Genomic DNA, 25,026 nt, shown 5'->3' with positions numbered 1-25,026 from the left:
ATGTCAGGATACAAAAATGAAGATGAAATATCTAAACTTCATCCAAGAAATAAACACTTAGGATTATACGATTTTAAATCCTTAACCACTGTTTATCCTGAACTTTCAAGCTTTGTCAAACTCAATACTTTTGGCAATGAATCTATCAGTTTCTTCGATCCAAAGGCTGTAAAATCTTTAAACAGTGCATTGTTAAAACTTTATTACAGAATCGATAATTGGGATATTCCCGAAGGATACTTATGTCCTCCAATTCCCGGAAGGGCCGATTATATTCATAACCTTGCAGACCTTATTAATCATAATGAAATTTCGCAAATTACAACTCAAATAAAGATTCTCGACATTGGTGTTGGAGCGAATTGCATTTATCCAATTATTGGTAGTCACGAATATGGCTGGAAGTTTACTGGAGTTGAAATCGATGAAGTAGCTTACAATTCAGCACAAAATATAATTACAGCAAATCAAATTCTGAAGGATAATGTAGAGCTCAGATATCAAAATAATGCTGAGCTAATATTTTTTGATGTCATCAAGAAAGATGAGTATTTTGAAGCAAGTATGTGCAATCCTCCCTTTCATAGTTCTGCAGAAGAAGCAATGAAGGGAAGTTTACGCAAGACCAAAGGAATTCAAAAGCACAAGAATATAAAAGAAATCAAACCAATATTAAATTTTGGTGGACAAGCACATGAACTATGGTGTGCCGGTGGAGAAGCAGCTTTTATTCACAACATGATCATTGAAAGTGTAGATTTTGCAAGACAAGTAAACTGGTTCACTACGCTGGTCTCCAAAGAAACAAACTTGCCCAAAATTTACAAATTATTAGAGAAAGTCAATGCAAAAAAGGTGCAAACTATTAACATGTCGCAGGGAAACAAAACTAGTCGAATAGTCGCATGGACATACAATTGAGGAGTATTATTTTCATTTTAGTGAACTAACATTTTTAGAACTGCGTTATAAAATAAAATTCAAAAGAGTTATTTCAGCTTATCCTTTCTATTTATCAATAAAAAATTAAAGATGAAAAAATTAATTGGTGTAATTGTTATGTCTCTTGCATTGAGCATGTCTTGGATAGCTTGTAGTAATGAATCAAAGCAGCATGCAGAAGATGCTAAAACTAATATGAATGAAGCTAGTCAGGATATGAAAGAATCTGCAAACGCAGCTGCCTCTGATGCAAAAACAAAAGCTGAAGCGGATTGGATAGCATTTAAATCTGAGACTGAACAGAAATTAAATGAAATTGAGGCGGATATAAACGAAAGAGAGGCAAAAATTTCTAAAGAAGGAAAAGCAACCAAAGAACAATTGAGGGTTGAGCTTGAAAAGGATAAAAATAATTTGAAAGAAATGAAGGAAAAGTTAAATAAGAAAAATGATGAATTTCAAGAAGATATGAAAAACTTTAATGATGATGTATCTATTAAATCTGAGGAGTTTAAAAAGGAATTTAAATCTGACATGGACAGATTAGGCGATGCAATAAAAGATGTATTCAAAAAAAACGATAAGTAATTTTATTATTACCCATTACTCATTATAAATTAAATACGACATGAACGAAGATAATAGTAAAGATAACAATGTAGATCAAGACAAAAACAATCAAGGCTATCCACTTTATCCACCAAGTGAAGATATCTATAGTCAAGCTGACGAATTGAGTGAAATCGATCCAAATGATATAACTAAGAAAAAGTCTAAAAATGTGGATGCTGATGCTCCAAGCGAAAAAAGTTTCTATGATGATGTCTCCGGAGGTGACCTTGATATTCCCGGCTCAGAATTGGATGATGCTCAGGAGGAGATAGGCTCAGAAGATGAGGAGAACAACGGTTATAGCATGGCGCAGGACTAGATAATGAATATTTAAAAATGAATAATTAGAGCTGGCTTTTTAGATTTAAATTTAATTAAGGTCTAAATTATATCTTCTCTTTCATTTTTAGTAAGAGTATTTTGTTAAAATTATTTGATCTGAATACGGTCTTTTAACTTCAAGTTAATTAGGTGTAGGCAACTACGCCTTTTTTATTTTTCCCCCTTCATGAGATGAATATTTATTATTAATTTTACAGATGATATATACCATAAATATTCTTTTAATTCTTGTCATTTCATTATCAAATCTATCTATTACAAATGTCTTAGAAGACCCTTGTAGTAACAAGTATGAAAAAACTGAACTTCAAAGTGATTTCAAGTATTTTAGAAAAAAACTTGAAACAAGTCATCCAAACCTATACTTGTATACATCAAAAAAAGATTTTGATGCTTTACTTGACTCTATCTACGATAGTATAGGAAATAATACTCAAATTGAATTTTTCAATAAAATCTGCCGTCTGAATTCAAGTATAAAAGATGGGCATACTTATTTTCTTTTATCCAAGGAATATAGAAATTATGCAGATCGTGAAAAATTCTTTCTTCCATTGGATGTTTATATCAAGGGTAACAGGCTTTTTATTTTACATAACTATTCAGAAGATCAGAGCAATATGGCAGGAGCTGAGATCATTTCATTAAATGGTAAAAAGGCAGAAACGATCATCAAACAATTAATGGATCAGCAGATTAGAGATGGTTATAGCTTAAATTATCCTCGGTGGATCCTAAATAATTATTTCAGAAGTTATTATAGCTATTCTTTTGGAACGCCTGAAATATTCATGATGGAAATAAAATTAAATAATGAAATAATTACCAAACATATTAAAGCGTTACCAAGAAAAACGATTGCTGAACATAGGATTCAGAGCTTGGGTTCTATTTCAATGAAAGATCAAGGCATCGTATTGGAATTAGATAAGCAAAATAATCAAGCAAAATTAACTGTCAAATCTTTTGACAATAATCTTCTAAAAAATACTTATAATCAGCAATTCAAAAGTTCTATAAAAGAAGCGTTTGATAAAATAATTGGAAGTAACATTCAGAATTTGACCATAGACTTGAAGGACAATCAAGGAGGTGATATTAGCAATGCAAGTTTTCTCTGTTCATATTTAATTGATCAACCATTCAAACTGGTACTGAAAGGACCTAAGTCGAAATGGACTAAGCCTCAGAAAGGAATGTATCATAATAAAATATTTGTACTCATCAATGGAGGTTCATTCTCTGCTACCGGAATGACAGCTTCAGCATTGAGAATGCATAAAAAAGGTGTTTTTATAGGGGAGGAAACCGGTGGCAACAAAGTAATTCTATCAGGTAATGCATGGGCATATAAACTTCCAAATACTAAAATTGAATGCTATATCTCCCATAGAACTTATCTCTTAAATGAGGGCCAAAATGATGGCCACGGAATAATCCCTGACCATTTAGTAGAGTATAGTATAGAGAATATATTATTAAAAAGAGATTTGGAAAACATAGTAATCAGTAATTTATTAATTAAGCAGATATAACCGCAATTAATAAGTCTAGCGTAGGGTACAAACAACTCATTTTGGAATTTATTTTAAAGCATATTATAAATACAATTTGTCATAAAGACGTTTTTTTGACATTTTCACCGAATTTCCATTCAACATCTCAGTCTCAATCAGCTAACTTCATCTTATTATACTTATTCCGATATTCAATGGGTGTTAAACCTGTAATCTTTTTAAATGTATTCCTAAATGATTTGGTGTCCGTATATCCTACATCAAACATTACCTCAGTAATATTTTTACGGCTTGATTCAAAACTCCGTTTTGCCGCCTCTATTTTGATGCGATGAATATATTCTAATGCAGAATTATTGGTGGCTATTTTGAATCTTCGTTCAAAACTTCTTCTTCCAACCGAAACCAATTCAGCCAGTTCATCTACGCTGATCTTATCCTGATTATTTGTTTCAATATATTCCTGAGCTTTAAGTATCTCTGTATCATTATGATTTTTTTGCCCCTTAAACATGGCGAAAGTAGTCTGTGTATCGCGATCAATGTCAATCGCAAAATACTTTGAAGCCAATATAGCTATCTCTCTGCCTGAATATTTTTCTAAAAGGTGCAAAAGTAGGTTCCAATATGAGTTAGCACCACCACTGGAATACAATCTTTTTTCTTCAGTTATTATGCTTCCATCTACTAGTTCAACATTTGGAAACATTTCACGAAATTCATTCTGAAATCCCCAATGTGTCGAACACTTTCCACCATCCAAAAGCCCGGTAGAAGCTAACAGGAAAGCCCCTACACAAAGCGAAGCGACATCAGCGCCATCTTCGTATTGTTGGATGATCCATTCTTTAGTTTCATAGTTGGCTTCCAAGGCATTTTGAATATTGCCGAATAAGGCAGGTATGACGACCAAATCCGTTTGCTTTACATCTTTTAAAAGGAAGTCAGTTTTGATAGAGAACATACCGTTATTAACCTGGACATTTTCCTTTAGTCCGACCAGTTGAACATTGAACAAAGCTGCTCTACCTCCGGCAAGCAGAAATTGATTAGCTGCTGAAAAAAGGTACTGTGGATCAGCGATAGCTTGCATGACAGCTGATTCAGGAACTAGGATAGAGATATTAATCATAAATTAAAGGTAGTAAATATTATGTCGCGAAACACCCTTTCTTTGTCTTTTTTGCATGAGGTTAATAATATTATTCTTTCGCATCTTTGTAATATCATATGAAATAATTAAGTATTTGGAATTGTCCTTTCCAAATCCAAATCGAACTTTTTAAACAACTATAATATATCAATTAAAAACTAATGAAATTTAATATTAATATCAAAGCATCTCCCAAAAAGGTTTGGCAGGTTTTGTTTAGTGATGATACTTACAGACAATGGACACGTCCTTTCTTTGAAGGTTCATATGCAAAAGGTTCATGGGAGGAAGGTTCGCACATACACTTTCTAGGACCTGATGGCTCAGGGATGTATGGAATCATTGAAAATAACACTCCAAATGAATACATGGCGATCAAACAAATTGGTGAATTAAAAGACTTCAAAGAATTACCTGTAGATAATAAAGCTGCCAAATGGTCAGGTAGCATGGAAACTTATAAATTGATACCAAATGACAATGGGACGGATCTGGAAATAGAGATGGGAGGTTCAGATAGTGAAGCAGCCATGGAAATGTCTCAAGCATTCTATCCCGGTATGGAAATCATCAAAAAACTATCAGAAAATCCTATTTTAATTACTATCCAAGTTTTTGTTCGCAGCCCGATAGAACATGTCTGGAAGCATTGGACATTGCCTGAGCATATAATACAATGGAATAATGCTTCTCCAGATTGGCATACGACAAGTGCAAAGAATGACCTAAAGGATGGTGGAAAATTTAATTATAGGATGGAAGCAAAAGATGGAAGTTTTGGGTTTGACTTTAGCGGAGTTTATTCTTATGTGGCTTATGAAAAAGCTATCAATTACACTATGGATGATGGAAGGACATGCGAAATTGACTTTCAATCCAATGGAGAAGGCATTTTAATCACTCAGAGATTTGAGGCTGAAGAAGAAAATACACTTGAATTACAAAAATTTGGTTGGCAGGCTATCATGGACAATTTTAAAAATTATTCAGAATCTAGTCAATAGATGAAGGCCTTTCTCAATAAATCGTCTTTCTGACAACTGAATATAGATTTTTTGCCACAAAGGCTATTCTTTTCTTATTTATCCACATCTATAAGTTGATCGGCAATACAAAGATTTAGTGATGATTTGAGACATTAAATTTTGAGCACAGTTGGAACCTTTCCCATAATAATTGACTTTTCGATTACTGATTACTGATTACTGATTACTGATTACTGATTACTGATTACTGATTTTTAATTTAACAACATGAACAATAATATTCATTCTTGCTGGTGGTTTGACGGCAATGCCAAAGAAGCTGCAGACTTTTATTGCAGCATTTTTCCAGAATCGAAAATCACAATAGATACTCCAATGGTCGTTAATTTCGAACTTTGGGGACAAAAATTCATGGCCTTAAATGGGGGTCCAATCTTTACTAAAAATCCTTCCATATCTCATTTTGTGGTATTCGATACTATTGAAGAAGTAGATAATGCTTGGACAAGTCTATCGGAAGGTGGAAAAGTTATGATGCCTCTTGACACCTACCCATGGAGCAAAAAATATGGCTGGATTCAGGATAAATTTGGCGTTTCATGGCAGCTATCTGCCGGAGAATTAAATGACACTGGACAGCATATATCCACTAGTTTAATGTTTGTAAGAGATAAAGTCGGCAAAGCGCAATCTGCAATAAATCTCTATACTACCTTATTCGATAATAGTTCAGTGACAGGGATTCATCATTACGGAGAAGGTGAAGGTGACAGGCCAGATCTGATTAAACACGCCCAATTTACTTTAGATGGAAAGACATTTTTGGCGATGGACAGTTCAGGGCCACATGAATTTGACTTTAATGAAGGAATATCAATTGTAGTTGAATGCAAAACTCAAGATGAAATAGACAAATACTGGGATGCCCTGACAGAAAGAGGCGAAGAAAGCATGTGCGGTTGGTTAAAAGATGAGTTCGGTGTTTCGTGGCAAATCATCCCTGCAGATCTTGGAAAATGGATGAGCGATCCGGAAAAAAGAGACCGGGTAATGCAGAAAGTCATGAGTTCAAAAAAATTCAACATTGAAGAATTAAAGAACTCATAGGTTTTATGTCTCAAATTAATTCATATCTCACCTTCGATGGCAATTGTCGGGAGGCAATGACTTTCTATCAGAAATGTTTCGGAGGTAAGTTGTTTTTTCAAACTGTTGGTGAATCTTCTATTGCCAAGGAAATGAGTGCAGAGATGAAAAACTCTATTCTTCATGGTTCATTAGTTATAGGTGAATTGAAACTATTGGCTTCTGATATGACTCCTAATGTGGGTCTTACTCGTGGTAATACACTATCAATATTTTTGGAATGCCGTTCAGCAGAGGAGATCGAAGAATATTATGAAAAATTATCGAGCGGTGGAAAAAAGGAATTTCCTTTAGAAAAAACATTTTGGGGAGCACTATTTGGAGTAATAACTGATAAATTCGGTTTTCACTGGATGCTGAATTATGATGAGGAGGTGAAGAAGTGAGAAGGTGAGAAAGTGAGAAGGTGAAGAGGTGAGAAGCGAACGGCGAACAGAACGGTAGAGCAGACTGAAGCTCACTGATTAGGCTAAAGGCGATTATTGTTGAATTGAAATTGATAAAATTGATAAGTAGGAAGGTGATTTTAAGATGCTTACAGCCTACAGTTTATATCCGAGAAAGTGAAGGGATGAGGAGGTGAAGAAAGCGAACGGCGAACAGCGAACAGAGAGTGGTAAATAGGGCATAACTTTAATTAACGGTATTTCTTCTGATTAATAATTGCCGATTACTGATTACTGACCACTGACCACTGATTACTATTTTTATAAATAATTAATTACATGAAAACAACTAAAATTTTATTCTGGACGACGACGATCATCATTTTTCTATTTGAAGGGGTAATGCCTGCTTTGACTTCACAAACAGAACTGGCAAAGGAAGGGATAAGACATCTTGGATATCCTGCATACTTCGGAATGGCACTTGTGGTATTTAAAGTAGTTGGAACGATAATCCTGATCTTACCTCAAGTATCAGCTAGAATTAAAGAATGGGCTTATGCCGGATTTGGATTCGACTTTATATTTGCGAGTATCAGTCATTTCGCTGTGGATGGCATGGATTTTCAGTCATTTTTTCCATTGATAATCTTTGGAATATTAATCGTTTCTTATGTTAATTATCACAAATTAAGGGGAGCAGGAGTATTTAAAAATTAATTATGAAAGACTCCAAAAAGGTAGAAAATATAGATGATTACATCTCAGATTTTTCAGTAGAAACCCAAAAATATCTCAATGAAATGCGGGAATTGATCAGAAAACTGGCACCTGACAGTGTGGAATCTATCAGTTATGCGATACCTACATTTTCATTAAATGGAAAGTATCTTGTGTACTTTGCAGGGTTTAAAAACCATATTGGCCTTTACCCAACTCCTGTTGGCATAGAAGCTTTCAAAGAAGAACTTTTGAACTATAAAAAAGGGAAGGGTTCTGTTCAATTTCCGTTGAACAAACCACTACCTATAGCACTGATCACTAAAATCGTGAAATATCAGATTGAGCAGAATGAAATTAAGACCAAAAAGTAATTTTCTTATTCAATTACTGAAGGAGATTATAGATTAAATAGTTTGAGGTTTGATGTTTGTCGTTTGAAACACCAAACACCAAACTTCAAACATCAAACATCAAACAATCTTAATTCGATACTAAATGGTAGAAATATTCAAAACCAATGTGAAGAAAAAGAAACGAAGTGAAAAGGTTGTTTCGCTACTTTCTATGAAATACCCCGATCTAAAGATCAATTTTGATCTGGAAGATTGTGATAAGATATTGCGCATTGAAGGTGAAAGTTTCTGTCCAACTAGAATTACAAAAAAAATGAACAAGTTGGGACACAAGTGTTTGGTTTTGGAATAGGATTAGGAGATGGGTAATGGGTAATTAAAGTCCAATATTTGAGGAAGAGTTTCATCCGTGCCCAAATTTTAATCGGAGATTAAAATCTCTTTGTGCTCTCTCTAAAAAATAAAGTGGAATATTGTTCAAATTCGTTGTTCCATTCATTATGAAAAGGAAAATCCAATATCTCAATTCAGTCTTAAATCTTTGGAGTACCGGACTAAAATAGATAATTTGAAGCATGGACCTCGTGATATAAAAAGGTAACGTAGGGTGGGTAACTAGTCGAATCGAATGAAATTCCAATTTTATTGAAAATGTTCCATGTGTGCCGAATTGATCAAAAATAAAAATACTGATTATTCTGTGTTAAAGAACCTCTGTGGTATAAAATTTCGGTAATCGGCACGGGCAATCTTCCAAATATAATTACCTACTTTTACAAAAAAAACAATGGACGAAGCAACACTCCAGATGATCGCCGCACAACTCCGACATCCTCACGGCAAAGAAGGTATTGAAACTGCTGAAAGAATGAACATCGGCAATAAGAACATTAACCTATACACCATTGAAGCTTTAAACATCCAACCGGAAGAAAGCCTCCTGGAAATAGGTATGGGCAATGGTTTTTTTGTAAGAAATATTCTTGAAATTGATGATACTGTTTCCTACACCGGACTTGATTTTTCTGTAGATATGATCTCAGAATCGACAAGACTTAATGAAGAATTTATTGAAAATGGCAGAGCACAATTCCAATTGGGAGAAGCTTCGAATATTCCATTTCCAGACAATTCATTCGATAAGATATTTACAATAAATACGATTTATTTCTGGGAAGATCCCGAAAAGGTGCTATCTGAATTCAAAAGAGTAATTAAACCAACCGGAAGGATTTATATTTCCGTCAGGCCCAAATCAACAATGCAAAATTATCCATTCGTAAAATATGGCTTTAATATGTTTTCCAAAGAGGATCTAAAATTATTACTTGAAAATAATAATTTCATAGTTTTGGAAACAATTGAAAGAGAAGAACCTTTAATGGATAAATATGGTCAATTCTTGATTCCGGAAACTTTGATAATAATTGCAACATTATGAAATTTAACACCACAATGCCTTTAAAGTTAAAAACTTATTTTGACATTGAAATTCAGTCGTATTTTCTGGATTGCCGTAATGGTAATCTTCTTGAAGCTTGGTCACATCTGGAACGTGCTCACGTTATTGGTCAGGCATATCCATTTGAACATACTTTAGTTCATTGGAAAATGCTTAAATTTGGGTTCAGGATTAAAAATATTGAAGAAATAATTGGTCAAATACCGAGATTGATTGTCGGTGGAGTAAAATCATTTGTTGGCAAAATACCAGTCGGAAATACCGGAGGAGCGAATGTTCCGGCGCTTAAGCCGATGCCGATAGAAGAAGATATAATGAGGATGTTTGAGAAATAGTTAACTAGTTAATAGTTAACCAGTGGATAGTTAACCAGTACATCAGTAGATAGTTAAGCGGTGAAACTAAGATACTGTTCATGCTGTCATACTCTAATACTCTCACACTCTAATACTCTAATACTCTAATACTCTAATACTCTAATACTTTTGGGTAATTTCAAAGTCCAACATTTGAGAAAGAGCTTCATCTGTGCAAAAATTTTAATCGAAGATTAAAATCCCTTCGTGAGCTCCTTAAAATAATAGTGTAAATATTAACTTTTTGTGGTCATCTAATTCAATACGCATTCCTCAATCCCAACTCTCAAATAAGTCTTTAATCTGTGCCGTATTGATTAAATATAGATACTAATTATTTTAAGCCAAATTGCCTATGTGATAAAAAATTCGGCAATGGGCAATGGGTAATGTTAATAAGGTTTTTAATTGTTGACATTTTACTTGTAGAGACTTGCTTTTATCAAAGTTGTATAGCCTTCATATTTGAAATAGTTAACAAATCATTCCATTTTCGACAAACTTTTAAAGATATTTAATTTATATTTACCCTTTAATTTATTACTCTCCCCAGATTTTCCATTCTTAATGCTGTTTTGATGAAATTACTGTACTTTATATTCTGTCTATTCATTTCAATTACATTCAATTCCGCCCAAAAATCAGTCTACATACCTCTCTACCTTCAAAATCCAAATGATGTCAATGGAGCTCAATATTCAGTGGATAAAACAGCAGAAAGTGAAAACTTTATATTAATATGGGGAAATACTGTCGGTACAGATCCTACCAACTATCCTGATACTGATATTCGCTTCAACCCCCAGCAGATTCTTTCCAACATGGAGGATATTTATATAGACTTCAAAGCATTGGACTTTCTGGATGATTCACCCGGTACAAACCTTAGTCTATACAAGATTCCAATCATCATTTATGCAACCTGGGGAGATAATGGCCAACAAGGTTTTGCAAATGGTGGAGATGCTGATGGCATCATCGGGGCTTTCTGGGCACATCCCAATGCACTAAGAACAGGTGAAGTGGCAGCGCACGAATTTGCCCATAGCATGCAGGCTCAGACCATTATCGATTACAGAAAGAAAAATGGACTAGGTCCTGTTTGGTTGAATTCTGGCATTTTCTGGGAGAGCCATGGCAACTTTATGCGCAATCTCTTGTACCCAAAAGATGTCACCGCCTGGGGTATGGACGTTTATCACACGGAAACACTCGGTGATTGGAAAAACACCTATGAAAATTATGAATACCTCTTTGCCATCATGGAGGATGAAGGCATCAGCATGATCGGCGACTTGTGGAGAAAATCTCTGAGTAATGAATATCCGCTTCAAGCTTACAAAAGGATAGCCGGATATGACCAAACCACCTTTAATGATAAAATGTATAAATACGCCAGAAGGATGGCCACTCATGATTTTCCCACGAACAATATCGGAGGCTTCCTGAGACAATACAGAAAAGATGACCTCAGAAATTATCTACCATCCACCCAGGCAGCATATACAATCCTTAAGCAAATCGAAGGTTCAGAAACAAGATTTGAAGTCCCTGTTCATATCGCTCCGGAAGAATATGCTTATAGTCTAATTCCACTTCACATTACTGATGATAGTTGTTCAGTGATTGTTAAATTCAAAGGACAAACTGCAATCAATGACCATGCAGGTTGGAGATATGGGTTCGTCACTGCACATCCGGACGGCACTATCAGTAGATATAGCGACATCTACAGCGATATTGTAAAAGAAATATTTTTTGATTTGGAAGGAGATGAAGATCAATTGTTTTTAGTCGTCATGGGCGCTCCAAAAGACAATATCCAAACTAATAAAAACAATGATACCTGGAAAGGATATCCTAAACATTTTAGATATCCATATGAATTGAACATCATAGGGGCGGTCCCGGAGGGGTTCCAGGAAGCCGCAAAGTTCAGAGCTCAACTCAAGCAAAATGGCGCCTTGCATGCCAATGGTGGTGGCTGGGTAGCTAATGGCTCGAATGTCGCATCTACTGTATATGTCGGGCCTCATGCCATGGTGTTGGGCAATTCAAATATCAGCGGAAATGTCCGTTTAGAAAACACTGCTTTGGTGCGTAATGTCCAGATAAGCGGCGATGTGATCGTGAAGGACAATGCATTTATAGACAGGGGTATTTACACTGAAAATGCAATCATTAAAGATCAGGCATTCTCTGAGGACAATGTCATTTCAGGGAATGCTGTCATGGATATGCGCGCTAAAGTTTCCTTTTACCAGCTATCTGGCGATATTGAGGTCGGTGGTGATGTGGTGGTCTATAATGATGAAGGTGACTGTGACAATGGTGTTTATTACAGAATGACTAATTATTATGAGAATAATTTACTGGAATGCGATAACAGAACTGCTGATCATCCGCAGAATAAAGATGTCAATGGTTCATATTCGCAATTCACTCAAGAAGATATGGCGATGAAGTGTAATTGTGAGAATCTTCCTGATTGCCTGCCAGTAAGTAAAACTAATGAAGTATTGGTATCAGCATCAACATTAATTTCATTTCCAAATCCATTTAACTCAACCATAAATTTTAAGTCGCTGACTAACATTGAAAAAATTGAATCCATAATAATCTATAATACTCTTGGACAGGAGGTTTATAAGGAAAATTTTAACGCAACTTCATCCATTACAATCGATTTAACCCAAATTTCAGAAGGATTATATTATTCGAAAATTAGTTATACTGATAAAAAAATTCACATAGTGAAAATCACGAAAATTTAAATCATCAATTATAATTTTTTAGAAAAATTATATGTAAAAGCTTAGTGCTCATAGCTGTAAAAAAGATGTGAAAATATTTAATAATAATTTCATCTTAAAAGTCCAACTCAAAGTTTTATTTGTCTAATATTGGCCCCCGATTCTATTAGAACTGATAGTGATCATGAACAATAATTTATACTTTACAACCATATTCGCACTAACAGCTATGTTGCTACAAACTAAGGTTCTTTCCGCTCAGGAAACCATCTACGGCACCAACAACTACATCGAGTATCAGGTGGGTAATCTCCCGATAGTACTCTCTGTACCTCATGGCGGCAGGTTGGCTCCATCGACTATACCCGATCGTACATGCAACAATGCGGAGACGGTAACTGATATAAATACCATAGAACTAGCTAAAAGCATCAGCAATGCGCTGTATGAATTGACAGGCTGTTACCCATCTATTGTAATATGCAATCTAAGAAGATCTAAAATTGACTGCAACAGGAATATTGAAGATGGTGCCTGTGGCAACGAAGAGGCTATCACCGCATGGAAAGAGTTTAATAGTTTTATTGAACAAGCACAAACAAAGGCTCAAGAGAATTTTAAAGGCAATATTTTTTTTGTTGATCTGCATGGTCACGCCCATGCTATTCCACGAATAGAACTGGGTTATTTGTTGTACGGATCAGAGTTGAGGCTTCCTGATGACACATTAAATAAGACAAAATATATTAATTACAGTAGTATTAAGGATCTTGCTAAAAAGAATCAAAACAATCTGAGCCATGCTGAACTATTACGTGGTGAACTTTCTTTAGGCACCCTGTTAGGAGAGATGGATTACCCAACTGTTCCAAGTCAGCAAATTCCATATCCGGAGATAGGTGAAGGGTATTTCAATGGTGGATATAATGTCGCCAATCACACCAGTTATCTATCTGGCAATAAAGTAAATGGAGTCCAGATGGAATGTTATTATGCAGGCATTAGGGATACGGAGGCTAACAGGAATAAGTTCGGCGTGGCATTTGCGGAGATTCTTATTGAATATTTAAGCATTCACAGAAACGTAGATGTCTCCAACTGCAATACTTTAAGTAAAAAAGAAATAGCGCAAGAACCAATAAATATTTATCCAAATCCCGTAAAACGAGCAGAAAGAAATTTATTTATTTCAGGCATTGAAAACTTGCAAAGTAGTTATTTCCTTTATACAGTAGCAGGAAAGATAATTGAGTTTGGTGAAATTGATAATAATTTAATTCATTTCAAAAATGAATTAAATGAACATTTGTATACTCTATCGATTCAGAATCCAAATGCTTCAACTTCATTTAAATTAATCGTGGAATAATATATCTTTGGCGTTCATTGCATCATCAAATCGACATTATGAACTTTTATCGAACGCTCACTTATTTTATCCTTCTTAGTATTTTAATCTCAGGGCCAAAATATTTGGAGGCTCAGAAAAGATTTTCAATTTCGCTTTTGGGCAATCTCGAAGCTAGTTTCATGAATATCGGACACTCCAATGCCGAAGTATACAATTCTGGGATTTATGAAAAGGGTGGAATCGGTCTTGGATATGCATTCGGCATACAACCTCAATTGCTAATCTCAAAACGGGTTTTTGTGCGAAGTGGATTAAATTTGGAACATTCAACATACAAATCTCTCATGAAAGGGCTGAGATTTATTGATGGCAATGATTCAAAAATAGTACTTAAAAATACATCTTATACAATAGGAATACCGTTAGAATTAGGTAGAAATTCATCTATCAAAAATGATAAATTGTCCTTGAATTATGGTATTGGATTTATTTATAATTATTTCATTTCCAAAAAAGCCAGTGGAAAAATCAAGGGCTCAAGTGGAGAAAACTCTAATCTTAAACAAACAAAAAACATTGCCGATTTATCAATTTTTTCAGCCTACATTTTTTATGGTTTTTTAAAAAACGTAAGTAATAAATTTGATCTTGGAATAGAATCATATTTAAAGTATACCCCAAATAAATTCACCACAGCTATATATGAATCAACTGCAAAAACGTTATTTGAGTCGGGCATCAATTTTCGATTAAAGTTAAAATGATATTGAATGAAAATATGTGTTGCACAAACAAGGCCTGTCAAAGGAGATATTCACCATAATCTCGATGTCCATTATAAGTTGATCCAACTTGCCTTGGCGCATGATACGGAAGTTATTGTCTTCCCCGAACTTTCATTGACAGGTTACGAACCTGAACTTGCAGCTTCACTTGCTGTCGATGAAAATGCAGATATATTTGACCATCTGCAGGAATTGAGTGACAAATTTGGGATAACTATTGGTGTTGGCATGCCGAAAAAATTAAATGTAGGTGTATCTATCAGTACCATAATCTTTCAGCCGCAGCATATAAGACAAGTCTATTCAAAGAAATACCTTCATAAAAGCGAAACGCAGCATTTTACGACAAATGAAAGCTTCAATGGACTCATCGGGCCGCTGAAAGACATCGCCTTAGGGATTTGTTATGAAATGTCTATTCCGGAGCATTTTGAAGATATAGCTGCGACCACCGCTTCTTTTTACATAAATAGCTCCGTCAAGGATCATGAGTCACTTGGAAGGTCTTATGGCAAAATGGCTGATGCAGCTAGGGGTTTAAAGTTAACAACGTTATTGGCTAATTGTGTTGGCACAACCGGAGGATACGACTGCCCGGGTGGTTCTGCAATTTGGGATAACAATGGTGAATTATTGCATCATTTGGATAGTGAGCATGAAGGAATATTGATTTATGACACTGTGTCTAAAGAGATATTTGAGAAATATCTGGAGAGTTGAGCATGATCTACGAAGTTTAAGGTACTTTACGGAAGACAGCATTTAGAATCTCCAAAATAAATTAGAATTTAATATTGCACTATTCTCTTATTGCAATATAATATATTTTTTATAAACTTTCATAGGCTTCTTTTCTTTTAATAATTTTGAAATACTTATATTTACTAATTGATCACAATATAGATTTACAAAATGATCAGCAGCATACCTTTTTCTCCGGCGCTTACTAATGAAGGTTCTCTTAAGACACTTGTAGAGAACAGAACTATCTACAATCTTGAAAATTGTGAACTTAACATATTTGAAACATATGAGCGATGTGAACGGATCCCTCTGCAATTCAATGACCTCATCGTAACAAGCATGCTCAAGGGAAAAAAAGTTATGCATCTGCTGGACAAAGATGAGTTCGATTATTTGCCAGGGGAATCTGTAATTATTCCTTCAAACATGTCGATGGAGATCGACTTTCCTGAAGCGTCATTTGAAAATCCTACCCAATGCCTGGCACTTGCTATTGATAATAAAAAAATCTCTGATACGCTGAACTTCCTGAATGATAAATATCCTAAAGAGGGTAAGAATAATTTCTGGCAGTTGGATGATAATAATTTCTTTTTCAAGAATAATGAAGAAATGGCTAATATTATCAATAAAATAATCAATATCTGCCAAAGCGATTCTATTTTTAAAGATACTTTGGCTGATCTTTCACTTCAGGAATTATTAGTAAAAATAGTTCAGTCTCAGACATTTAAAGGAGCTACAGACGGGATTAATAAGAAATTAAATCCATATTTAAATGACTCAATTTTGTTGATTCGAAATAATATTTCTAATAAAATTGACTTGAAGTCTATTGCAAAGCAAATAGGCCTTAGTCCTTCCTCCCTATATCGATTATTTAAAAATGAGATGGGTATTAGCCCTGTTGAGTTTATTATCCTCGAAAAAATAAAACTCGCAAAACAGTACCTCAATGACAAAAATGTTTATATCAAAAACGTGTCTTACGAAGCTGGATTTGAAGACAGCAATTACTTTATCCGAGTCTTTAAGCATTATGAGGGGATTACGCCAAAGCAATATCAACAACTTTTGCATAAGTCGTAAGAAGTCAGAAGTCAGAAGTCAGTTCACCTGTATTACTTTGCTTCCAAAATCAATAAGATAACTTAAATAGAGTTGAAGGCAGATGCCGTTGATATTTATGATATAAAAAGTCGTTGAGTCCAATATCCCCTTCTGCAAGAGGGGGCCAAGGGGGAGTTATCGATATGTATAATTTTTATTATTTGCATATTGTTGATTAACAATATTTTGCAATGAGTTATATAAGAGAAGTCAGATGTCAGAAGTCAGAAATAAATTGGTGGCCGAACTTTATCCTAGCATCTAAAATATGTTAATTGGAAAAATATTTCTGTGTAATCTGAGTAATCCATTAAATCCCAGCCTTTTATGGTAGGCATGCGTAATCCAAAAAATAATTATAAAGTATGTACTATGCTTAGGGCCACTACTTCGTAAAAATAAAAAGACCGACAAAGCCTTTTTCTTTGCCGGTCAAAAAATTGATTCACACTTACTTAATCAATCAATTTTAAAGAACCCAACTTCAGAAATAAAAAAGTTGAGCATATATTTTGTTTATTGGCATTCTGCCTACAATATTATTCAAAATTAAGGACCAATAGAGGACCTCATTATACATAGAAAAGGTGCGTGAGCCGGCTAAGGCATGATAAAAATTTGAACAGACATATTTTGCGTGTATGGCGCAGACAACCTGGCACAATCTATTAGCATTCCTTGTCCAAACTCCCGCTCCCAGCCCATAAAATAGATTTTAGCTATAGCTATCTCCTCTTCTGTGGATTTAAAGGTAGTCGCACAGACAACCGGGCCAAATTTTTTTCTGAAAGACCCACATCCTTACATGTACCTTCAATAGTTTTATCTTTCGTGAAAATATTCATTGTTGACATGAGGGACAAACATGCTAACAATGAAATTTTGAACTATTCTTTAAAACCGGTTTGTTAGTTTAAATCTCTATTTCAACATAACACTGCAAACATAATCAATTGTCATAGCCATTAAATAGCACTAATCATTCAAAACATAGCATTTCAAATGGGATTTGTCGGGTAAAGTCATTATCATGAAGAAATGATCAATGAGGTTTAAAGAAATTCTTAGTAATGAGGTCATGCATTCTTAATATTACTTTATCTAATTTTCATTAAACGAATAAATTAGATAACTTTGGCTGGCGTGAAGCAAATATAAAATAACGAATGGATACATCGATAGTAATAATAATCATAGGTCTTTTCATCTTCTGGGGCCATTACTTAGCAGGCCTGTTTGAAAGAAAAGGAATACCCGATGTATTAGGGCTGATGCTGATAGGCATGTTGATCGGACCAATATTCCATTTAATCCATCCTGCATCATTTGGCAAGTTTGGTTCACTTTTTAGTAATCTCGTTTTGATATTTATCCTATTTGAAAGTGGAACTGACTTAAAGATAGATGAGGTAAAAGCTTCATTCAGAGATTCTGCCGCGATCACCACTTTTGGATTCCTTACTACATGGGTGGCTACAGTTCTATTGTGTACCTTTTTTCTAGATCTGCCATTACTCCCTTCCTTATTTATAGGGGCTACTTTAGGTGGCACTTCTTCTGCTGTTGTAGTAGGTCTTGTTAAAAAAATAGGCGTGCAACCCAGGACCAGCACAACACTCATCATCGAATCGGCAGAGTCAGACATTTTTACACTTGCTATACCCCTGAGTATTCTTACACTTATGATTACGGGTGAATTAGCGGCCTATTCTGTAGTATCGCAATTTATTTCATCAATCATTATTTCACTAATCATGGGCATCGGGGGGGCGTTTCTTTGGTCTTTTATCATCAATAAGATCCCTGCGCTTAAAAAAACAAAGTTTTCGACTCCGGCCTTCTTGTTAGTAATTTATGGGATAACAGAATATTTGCATTTTAGCGGTCCTTTAACAGCATTATCTTTTGGAATTGCTATAGGTAATCTGGAATACTTTGAACCAAAATTGCTTGAGAAGTATGTGCCTAATCAAAGGATAATATTGCCAAAGGCGGAGAGAAGTTTCTTTGGACAGCTTGTATTTCTTCTAAGAACGTTCTTTTTTGTTTTCATCGGCATAAGTATTAAAATAGATCGTTTGGACTGGCTTATTTGGGGAGCAGCTATCACTGCAGTACTCTTCCTAGTGAGGATAGTACTCGTCAAATTTGTCATTAGGAAAAATACACCGTTATTGGATAAGGCGGTGATGTCCATGATGATACCAAAAGGTTTGGGAGCTGCGGTCATCGCTACGCTTCCATTGCAACAAGGAAACCCTTACGGTGAGATCATTCAGGCTATATGTTTCTCTGTGATCTTGTTTAGTACTTTATACTGTGTGGTATTATTCTTCCTGGTCAATCAGAAGCTTACCTTGCCCATATATGGATTGATATATGGAAAAGATAGACCAATAGATAAAGAAGTTAATTAGGCTCGTAAAGTATGTTTTAATCATTTGATTAAAACATTTGGTTAATCTCAAAATTTTATTTTATCTTTGTATCATGGATAAGATTTTGATTGAAAAAACTCGGCAATCACAAGAGGGAAAAGACAATAACACGGAAGCTCGAATCAAGGAAGCCGCAAGAATCGTATTTCTCAATAAGGGTTTTGCAGCTACCCGCACAAGAGACATTGCTGAAGAAGCTGATATAAACCTAGCCTTACTTAACTATTATTTCAGGAGCAAGCAGAAATTGTTTAACCTCATCATGCTGGATGCTCTTAAGATCTTTTTAAGTTCCATCTATGACGTGATTAATGATACTCAATTGACTTTCGAAGAAAAATTGGTATCGATCTCCTCCAGTTATATTGACACCTTGTTGGTTAATCCTGAGATTCCATTATTTATATTAAGTGAATTGCGCAACGACCCTGCACACCTCATCGAAAATGTTGGAATTAGGGATTTGGTATTGCAATCAGATCTTATTAAACAATTATTAGAAAAGGTTCAATCTGGTGAATTTAAGCCAGTTAATCCGTTGAATTTCATAATGAATATTATTGGAATGACCGTATTTCCATTTTTAGCCAGCCCTATCTTAAAAATATTGGGGAATATGGACCAAAAAGAATTTAATACGTTGATCGAATCTAGAAAAGAACAAATACCTAAGTGGGTACTAGCAACATTAAAAGCATAAAAAATTTTGCATGAAATTTAATCAAATGTTTAAATCAAAATAGTAATAATTATGATTAATGATATAAAGATCTGGACATTACTGTTAGTGATCATCTTTGTTCCAATGCTAAAAGCACAAGACAGTATAACTCTGGAAAATTGTTATGTCCTTTCCAGACAAAATTATCCACTTTTAAAGCAACAGAGAATACTTGAAACAATCAAGGACTACACCATAGAAAATTTATCCAAGGGATATCTACCAAACTTATCTATTAATGGTCAGGCTAGTTATCAGTCAGATGTGACAGAATTACCTTTTAAGCTGCCAAATCTATCTGTTCCAGCCCTTAATAAAGATCAATACAAGTTATATCTGGAGGCTTATCAGCCAATTTTGGATGGTAAAATGGTCAAAAGACAGCAGAATTTAGTAAATGCTGCTACTCAAGTCGAAATTGAAAAAGTTGAGGTTGAATTGTACAAATTAAAAGAGCGCATTGATCAAATATTTTTTGGCATCTTGCTTATGGATGCCCAAAAAGTTCAAACCCAAAATCTGATCAAGGAGGTACAGAATACACTTAAAAAGACAAATGCAGCAATCACAAATGGAACGGCTTTGCCAAGCAGTGCCTCCCTCATTAATGCAGAAATTCTTAAAATAAACCAGAGAGAAATAGAGCTAAATGCAAACAGAAGGGCATTTATAAATGTGCTCAGTATGCTCACCAAGACTGCCCTTAGTGAAGCAAGCATTTTTGTAAAACCTGAATATATTACATCAAATGAAGTATCCGGTCGACCAGAATTAAGGCTATATCAGGCACAAAAGTCATCCTTCGTAGCTCAGGACCAATTAATCTCTGCTAAAAACAGTTTAAAATTAGGTTTATTTGGCCAAGCCGGATATGGAAGACCTGCTTTCAATTTCTTTAACAACCAATTTGATTTTTACTATATCGGCGGGTTAAAATTAACTATGAACCTTTCGAACCTTTACACTGCCAAGGCTGAACGTGCTATACTTATAACTAATCAGAATTCTATTGATATCCAACAAGAAAGTTTTGAACTTAATAATAGTTTAATCCTGACACAACAGGAAGTCGAGATCAATAAATTCAAAGAACTAATATTGACAGATAAAGAAATAATTGACTTAAGGTTGAAAGTGATATCTGTAGCTGAAAGTCAACTAAACAACGGAACACTTTCAACAACTGATTATATCACCAATCTAAATGCACTTGATCAAGCCGAGCAGAATCAGGCTTTACACATTCTTCAATTACTTCAGGCACAAATCAATCAACAAACCACAAAAGGAAAATAACCACCATGTCTAAGTTCATAAATATATTCGCGGCCTTCGCATTATTATTAATGTTATCCTCTTGCAAAAAAGAGAAAGCCTTTGACGCTTCAGGATCTTTCGAAGCTGTTGAAATAATAATTTCGGCCGAGGCAAGCGGTGTCATCAAACAACTGAATATTCAGGAAGGCCAGATAATCAATGCCGGAGATACAATTGGTTATATTGATAGTGTGCAAATATTCCTGAAGAAAAAACAACTACTTGCTCAATTAAAGGCAACGGGCAAAAGAATGCCGAACATAACTAATCAGACTGCATTCTATAATGCCCAGGAATCTGTATCAAAAAGTCGACTTCAAAATCTGGGAAAAGAAAAGAAGCGAATTGAAAACTTACTTAAAGCAGAAGCGGCTACTCCAAAACAATTAGATGACATCAATGCACAAATCGATGAAATACAAAAGCAACTTCTGGTAATCAATGATCAAAAAAAGGCACAAATATCTGCATTACAAACTCAAACATCAGCGCTGGGAGGAGAAATGCTGCCTGTATATGTTCAAATCGAACAACTTGCGGATCAGTTAAATAAATGTGTAATTATAAATCCTGTCAATGGAACCGTCATGACTAAATATACCGAAAAGGAGGAGATGACAGCTATTGGCAAACCATTGTATAAAATAGCTGACTTAAGCAATATGTCTTTGAGAGCCTATATCTCGGGAGATCAATTACCCATTTTAAAATTGAATCAGAATGTAAAAGTTCTGACAGATGATGGCAAGGGAGGTTATCAGACTTCAGCAGGAACGGTTACTTGGATCAACGATAAAGCTGAATTTACACCCAAAACCATACAAACTAAAAATGAACGAGCAAACCTAGTATATGCTATTAAGATAAGTGTCAAAAATGATGGAAGATATAAGATAGGAATGTATGGGGAAGTGGTTTTTTAACTGGCTATTAGCTTTTGGCTATTAGCTCGAATCGTTACAATGAAAATAATTTATTCTAAGTGTTTAAATATAATGACGATGAATAGAAAAAGTAATCTCGTTTCCACAACAGAGCTATCGGCTATCAGCTATTGGCTATTGGCTATTGGCTCGAATCGTTACAATGAAAATAATTTATTCTAATTGTTTAAATATAATGAAGATGAATAGAAAAAGTAATCTCGTTTCCACAACAGAGCTATCAGCTATTGGCTATTAGCTATTGGCCTCATGCTTTACAAAGCATATAATGTACACTTATAGTTAAACATAAATAAAATAACTTATCTGGTTTCCACTGCAAAGCTATCAGCCATCAGCCATCAGCCATCAGCTATTAGCTCCAATACTTACGAAAAGTAAATTCTACTTTAATGATTTAAACAAAAAGATAATGAATAAAAAAATAACACTTTTTCCATTACAAAGCCATCAGCTATCAGCAAGTGGCCATTAGCTAAATACCCATGCTCGATATAACAATCAATAATCTTACAAAATCCTATCCTGGATTAGATCGTCCGGCGATAAAAGATATAACTTTCTCCGTGAATAAAGGGGAATTGTTTGGTTTAATTGGCCCAGATGGAGCAGGAAAGACAACTTTGCTCAGAGTGCTGACAACGCTGTTATTACCGGATGAAGGAGTGGCAACAGTGAATGATTTGGATATAATAAAGGATTTTAAGGAAATTCGAAAAAAGGTAGGTTATATGCCTGGAAAGTTTTCACTTTACCAGGACCTTACTGTTCTTGAGAATTTGACATTTTTTGCGACTATTTTTAATACCACTATCGAAGAGAATTATGATCTTATAAAGGAAATCTATATCCAAATCGAGCCATTCAAAGATCGCAGAGCAGGAAAATTGTCGGGAGGAATGAAGCAAAAATTAGCTTTATGTTGCGCGCTTATCCACCGCCCTTCAGTGCTTTTCCTTGACGAACCCACTACCGGAGTAGATGTAGTGTCTCGCAAAGAATTTTGGGAAATGCTCAAAAGATTGAAAGAACAAGGCATCACTATTCTTGTATCGACACCTTATATGGACGAGGCATCCTTGTGTGAAAGAATCGCCTTGATACAAGATGGAGAGATCATGTCTATAGATACTCCGGATAATATCACCAAACAATTTCCAGATAAATTATTTGCGATAAGGTCAGATGACATGAGTAAATTATTGAAAGACCTTAGGCATGATACGTTGATCAAAAGTAGTTATTCATTTGGAGATAGTATTCATATTACCTTCATAGATGTTGATGAACTTACAATATCAGAATTACAAAATAAATTAAATCAACTTGAACACAAATCAATTGAAATAGAAATTATTTCTCCCACTATTGAAGATTGTTTCATCCGTTTAATGAATAAGACCGCATGAAAGATATTGTAATTAAAACAGATAAACTAACAAAGAAATTTGGTGATTTTATTGCGGCAAATGAGATCACTTTTGAAGTTTATGCCGGGGAGATATTTGGATTCCTGGGGGCAAATGGGGCAGGTAAGACAACTGCTATAAAAATGCTTTGCGGTCTTTCCATTCCTTCCTCAGGAAGCGCGACCATCGCAGGATTTGACATTTATAAACAAACGGAAGAAATTAAGAAGAACATTGGATACATGAGTCAAAAGTTCTCCTTATACGAAGATCTTACAGTAATAGAGAACATTAATTTTTTTGGCGGAATTTATGGTCTTTCAGACAAAGAAATAAAATATAAAAGCAGTCAATTGATAGACCAACTCGGACTTTCAAATGAGTCAAAAAAACTAGTTGGTAGTTTGCCCCTTGGATGGAAGCAAAAATTAGCATTTTCAGTAGCCATATTACATGATCCAAAAATAGTTTTTCTAGATGAACCCACTGGAGGCGTTGATCCTGTCACCAGAAGACAATTCTGGGACTTGATATATGAAGCCGCAGATCGTGGCATGTCGATATTCGTTACAACCCATTACATGGATGAAGCTGAATATTGCAATCGAATATCTATGATGGTAGATGGTGAAATGAAAGCGTGCGATACGCCTGCTAATCTGAAAAAGCAATTTGGTGTTGGCACTATGGATGAGGTTTTTTATGAGATGGCGAGAGGGGCTACGAGAGGGGAGAATTGAAAATGGCTATTGGCTGTTGGCTATTAGCTATTGGCTCCAAGCGATACAAAGAATAATATTTACTCTAAATGTTTAACCAAAAATACGATGAATAGAAAAAATAATCTCATTTCCACAACGAAGCCATCAGCTATTGGCTATTGGCTCCATACTTTTCGTAGAATAAAATGTACTTTATTTTTAAATCAAAATTACGATGAATAGAAAAACTGATCTCATTTCCACAACAAAGCCATCAGCTATAACAATTAGCCATTTGCTTAATCTATCATAATTATGCTTGAAAAGCTCCTCTTATTACAAATAAACTTAATAACAATCACCAATTCTACAAAATATTAAAAAAAAATCTAATGAAGAATTTCAAAGAATTAAATGTATGGAAACAAGGAATCGAAATAGTGAAAATGACATACCAATTATCAAAACTTTTCCCACAAGAAGAAAAATTTTCTATTACATCTCAGATTAACAGAGCAGCGGTTTCTATACCAGCTAACATTGCTGAGGGCAGCAGTCGTAATAGTGATAAGGATTACGCCAGATTTTTGCAAATAGCATTAGGATCTGCTTTTGAGTTGCAAACATATTTAATAATAATAAGAGAGTTTAAGTGGACTCCTGAAGAAAAATTAAGTAAACTTGAAGAATTAATTGAGCTGGAAATTAAAATGATTCAGGCATTTATAAAACAATTACTCATAATTCGTAAATAGTTGGTTGGCTATTGGCCTCA

The 25,026-nt window shown here is 34.8% G+C and carries 25 protein-coding genes; 24 read left to right on the top strand and 1 reads right to left on the bottom strand.

Annotation, left to right across the window (positions count from 1 at the left end; genetic code table 11):
* The 4 genes from rlmF (at nucleotide 1) to IPI15_RS13260 (ending at nucleotide 3,431) form a co-directional block, all read left to right on the top strand.
* Nucleotides 1-921 (top strand): 23S rRNA (adenine(1618)-N(6))-methyltransferase RlmF, encoded by a 921-nt coding sequence (gene rlmF / locus IPI15_RS13275; RefSeq protein ID WP_287420639.1) that lies wholly within the window; start codon nucleotides 1-3, stop codon nucleotides 919-921.
* 111 nt (nucleotides 922-1,032) lie between these two features.
* Complete coding sequence (locus IPI15_RS13270) at nucleotides 1,033-1,530, top strand: hypothetical protein (RefSeq protein WP_287420637.1); 498 nt, start codon at nucleotides 1,033-1,035, stop codon at nucleotides 1,528-1,530.
* 40 nt (nucleotides 1,531-1,570) lie between these two features.
* Complete coding sequence (locus IPI15_RS13265; RefSeq protein WP_287420635.1) at nucleotides 1,571-1,873, top strand: hypothetical protein; 303 nt, start codon at nucleotides 1,571-1,573, stop codon at nucleotides 1,871-1,873.
* A 220-nt stretch (nucleotides 1,874-2,093) separates the two neighbouring features.
* Nucleotides 2,094-3,431 (top strand): S41 family peptidase, encoded by a 1,338-nt coding sequence (locus tag IPI15_RS13260; RefSeq protein WP_287420633.1) that lies wholly within the window; start codon nucleotides 2,094-2,096, stop codon nucleotides 3,429-3,431.
* Nucleotides 3,432-3,564: 133 nt separating this feature from the next.
* On the opposite strand, the gene IPI15_RS13255 is transcribed toward IPI15_RS13260, so the two are convergent.
* Nucleotides 3,565-4,545 carry a GlxA family transcriptional regulator gene (locus tag IPI15_RS13255; protein WP_287420631.1) on the bottom strand — a complete coding sequence of 327 codons (981 nt, stop codon included), beginning with the start codon at nucleotides 4,543-4,545 and terminating at the stop codon, nucleotides 3,565-3,567.
* 182 nt (nucleotides 4,546-4,727) lie between these two features.
* Between IPI15_RS13255 and IPI15_RS13250 the strand changes: the two genes are divergently transcribed.
* The 20 genes from IPI15_RS13250 (at nucleotide 4,728) to IPI15_RS13155 (ending at nucleotide 25,006) form a co-directional block, all read left to right on the top strand.
* Nucleotides 4,728-5,570: an SRPBCC domain-containing protein gene (locus IPI15_RS13250; protein WP_287420629.1), complete on the top strand. Its 843-nt coding sequence runs from the start codon at nucleotides 4,728-4,730 to the stop codon at nucleotides 5,568-5,570.
* Nucleotides 5,571-5,819: 249 nt separating this feature from the next.
* Entirely contained in the window at nucleotides 5,820-6,659 is an 840-nt protein-coding gene (locus tag IPI15_RS13245) for a VOC family protein (RefSeq protein WP_287420627.1), read from the top strand.
* A gap of 5 nt (nucleotides 6,660-6,664) precedes the next feature.
* A complete protein-coding gene (locus tag IPI15_RS13240) occupies nucleotides 6,665-7,084 on the top strand; it encodes a VOC family protein (RefSeq protein ID WP_287420625.1) in 420 nt (139 codons plus the stop codon).
* A gap of 339 nt (nucleotides 7,085-7,423) precedes the next feature.
* Complete coding sequence (locus IPI15_RS13235; protein WP_287403385.1) at nucleotides 7,424-7,804, top strand: DoxX family protein; 381 nt, start codon at nucleotides 7,424-7,426, stop codon at nucleotides 7,802-7,804.
* Nucleotides 7,805-7,806: 2 nt separating this feature from the next.
* Nucleotides 7,807-8,178, top strand: a complete 372-nt coding sequence (locus tag IPI15_RS13230) for an iron chaperone (RefSeq protein ID WP_287403387.1) — start codon at nucleotides 7,807-7,809, stop codon at nucleotides 8,176-8,178.
* 124 nt (nucleotides 8,179-8,302) lie between these two features.
* The gene (locus IPI15_RS13225) at nucleotides 8,303-8,512 is read left to right on the top strand and encodes a hypothetical protein (protein ID WP_287403389.1); all 210 of its coding nucleotides are present in this window, start codon (nucleotides 8,303-8,305) and stop codon (nucleotides 8,510-8,512) included.
* A 435-nt stretch (nucleotides 8,513-8,947) separates the two neighbouring features.
* Nucleotides 8,948-9,601, top strand: coding sequence for a class I SAM-dependent methyltransferase (locus tag IPI15_RS13220; RefSeq protein WP_287420623.1), 654 nt, complete (start codon nucleotides 8,948-8,950; stop codon nucleotides 9,599-9,601).
* On the top strand, nucleotides 9,598-9,957 hold the full coding sequence (locus tag IPI15_RS13215) for a DUF3703 domain-containing protein (protein ID WP_287403392.1): 360 nt from the start codon (nucleotides 9,598-9,600) through the stop codon (nucleotides 9,955-9,957). Before IPI15_RS13220 ends, IPI15_RS13215 begins: the two co-directional genes overlap by 4 nt.
* Nucleotides 9,958-10,556: 599 nt before the next feature.
* Nucleotides 10,557-12,752 (top strand): DUF6055 domain-containing protein, encoded by a 2,196-nt coding sequence (locus tag IPI15_RS13210; RefSeq protein WP_287403394.1) that lies wholly within the window; start codon nucleotides 10,557-10,559, stop codon nucleotides 12,750-12,752.
* A 163-nt stretch (nucleotides 12,753-12,915) separates the two neighbouring features.
* Nucleotides 12,916-14,100 (top strand): T9SS type A sorting domain-containing protein, encoded by a 1,185-nt coding sequence (locus tag IPI15_RS13205; protein ID WP_287403395.1) that lies wholly within the window; start codon nucleotides 12,916-12,918, stop codon nucleotides 14,098-14,100.
* Nucleotides 14,101-14,138: 38 nt separating this feature from the next.
* The gene (locus tag IPI15_RS13200; protein ID WP_287403398.1) at nucleotides 14,139-14,846 is read left to right on the top strand and encodes a hypothetical protein; all 708 of its coding nucleotides are present in this window, start codon (nucleotides 14,139-14,141) and stop codon (nucleotides 14,844-14,846) included.
* Between the two features lie 6 nt (nucleotides 14,847-14,852).
* On the top strand, nucleotides 14,853-15,587 hold the full coding sequence (locus tag IPI15_RS13195; protein WP_287403400.1) for a carbon-nitrogen hydrolase family protein: 735 nt from the start codon (nucleotides 14,853-14,855) through the stop codon (nucleotides 15,585-15,587).
* A 192-nt stretch (nucleotides 15,588-15,779) separates the two neighbouring features.
* Nucleotides 15,780-16,700 (top strand): AraC family transcriptional regulator, encoded by a 921-nt coding sequence (locus IPI15_RS13190; RefSeq protein ID WP_287403403.1) that lies wholly within the window; start codon nucleotides 15,780-15,782, stop codon nucleotides 16,698-16,700.
* A 1,187-nt stretch (nucleotides 16,701-17,887) separates the two neighbouring features.
* Entirely contained in the window at nucleotides 17,888-19,138 is a 1,251-nt protein-coding gene (locus tag IPI15_RS13185) for a cation:proton antiporter (RefSeq protein ID WP_287403409.1), read from the top strand.
* A 73-nt stretch (nucleotides 19,139-19,211) separates the two neighbouring features.
* Nucleotides 19,212-19,859 (top strand): TetR/AcrR family transcriptional regulator, encoded by a 648-nt coding sequence (locus IPI15_RS13180; protein ID WP_287403411.1) that lies wholly within the window; start codon nucleotides 19,212-19,214, stop codon nucleotides 19,857-19,859.
* Between the two features lie 51 nt (nucleotides 19,860-19,910).
* The gene (locus IPI15_RS13175; protein WP_287403414.1) at nucleotides 19,911-21,176 is read left to right on the top strand and encodes a TolC family protein; all 1,266 of its coding nucleotides are present in this window, start codon (nucleotides 19,911-19,913) and stop codon (nucleotides 21,174-21,176) included.
* Between the two features lie 5 nt (nucleotides 21,177-21,181).
* Complete coding sequence (locus IPI15_RS13170) at nucleotides 21,182-22,120, top strand: HlyD family secretion protein (RefSeq protein ID WP_287403415.1); 939 nt, start codon at nucleotides 21,182-21,184, stop codon at nucleotides 22,118-22,120.
* 506 nt (nucleotides 22,121-22,626) lie between these two features.
* Nucleotides 22,627-23,550 (top strand): ABC transporter ATP-binding protein, encoded by a 924-nt coding sequence (locus IPI15_RS13165; protein WP_287403417.1) that lies wholly within the window; start codon nucleotides 22,627-22,629, stop codon nucleotides 23,548-23,550.
* Entirely contained in the window at nucleotides 23,547-24,290 is a 744-nt protein-coding gene (locus tag IPI15_RS13160; protein WP_287420621.1) for an ABC transporter ATP-binding protein, read from the top strand. Before IPI15_RS13165 ends, IPI15_RS13160 begins: the two co-directional genes overlap by 4 nt.
* Nucleotides 24,291-24,643: 353 nt before the next feature.
* A complete protein-coding gene (locus tag IPI15_RS13155; protein WP_287403421.1) occupies nucleotides 24,644-25,006 on the top strand; it encodes a four helix bundle protein in 363 nt (120 codons plus the stop codon).
* Nucleotides 25,007-25,026: the final 20 nt, after the last annotated feature.

The sequence above is a fragment of the Candidatus Brachybacter algidus genome (genome assembly GCF_016707225.1).
GTDB classification, from domain to species: domain Bacteria; phylum Bacteroidota; class Bacteroidia; order Chitinophagales; family Saprospiraceae; genus Parvibacillus; species Parvibacillus algidus.
The sequence above is the reverse complement of the archived record's forward strand: the minus strand, read 5'-3'. Positions and strand labels throughout refer to the sequence as shown.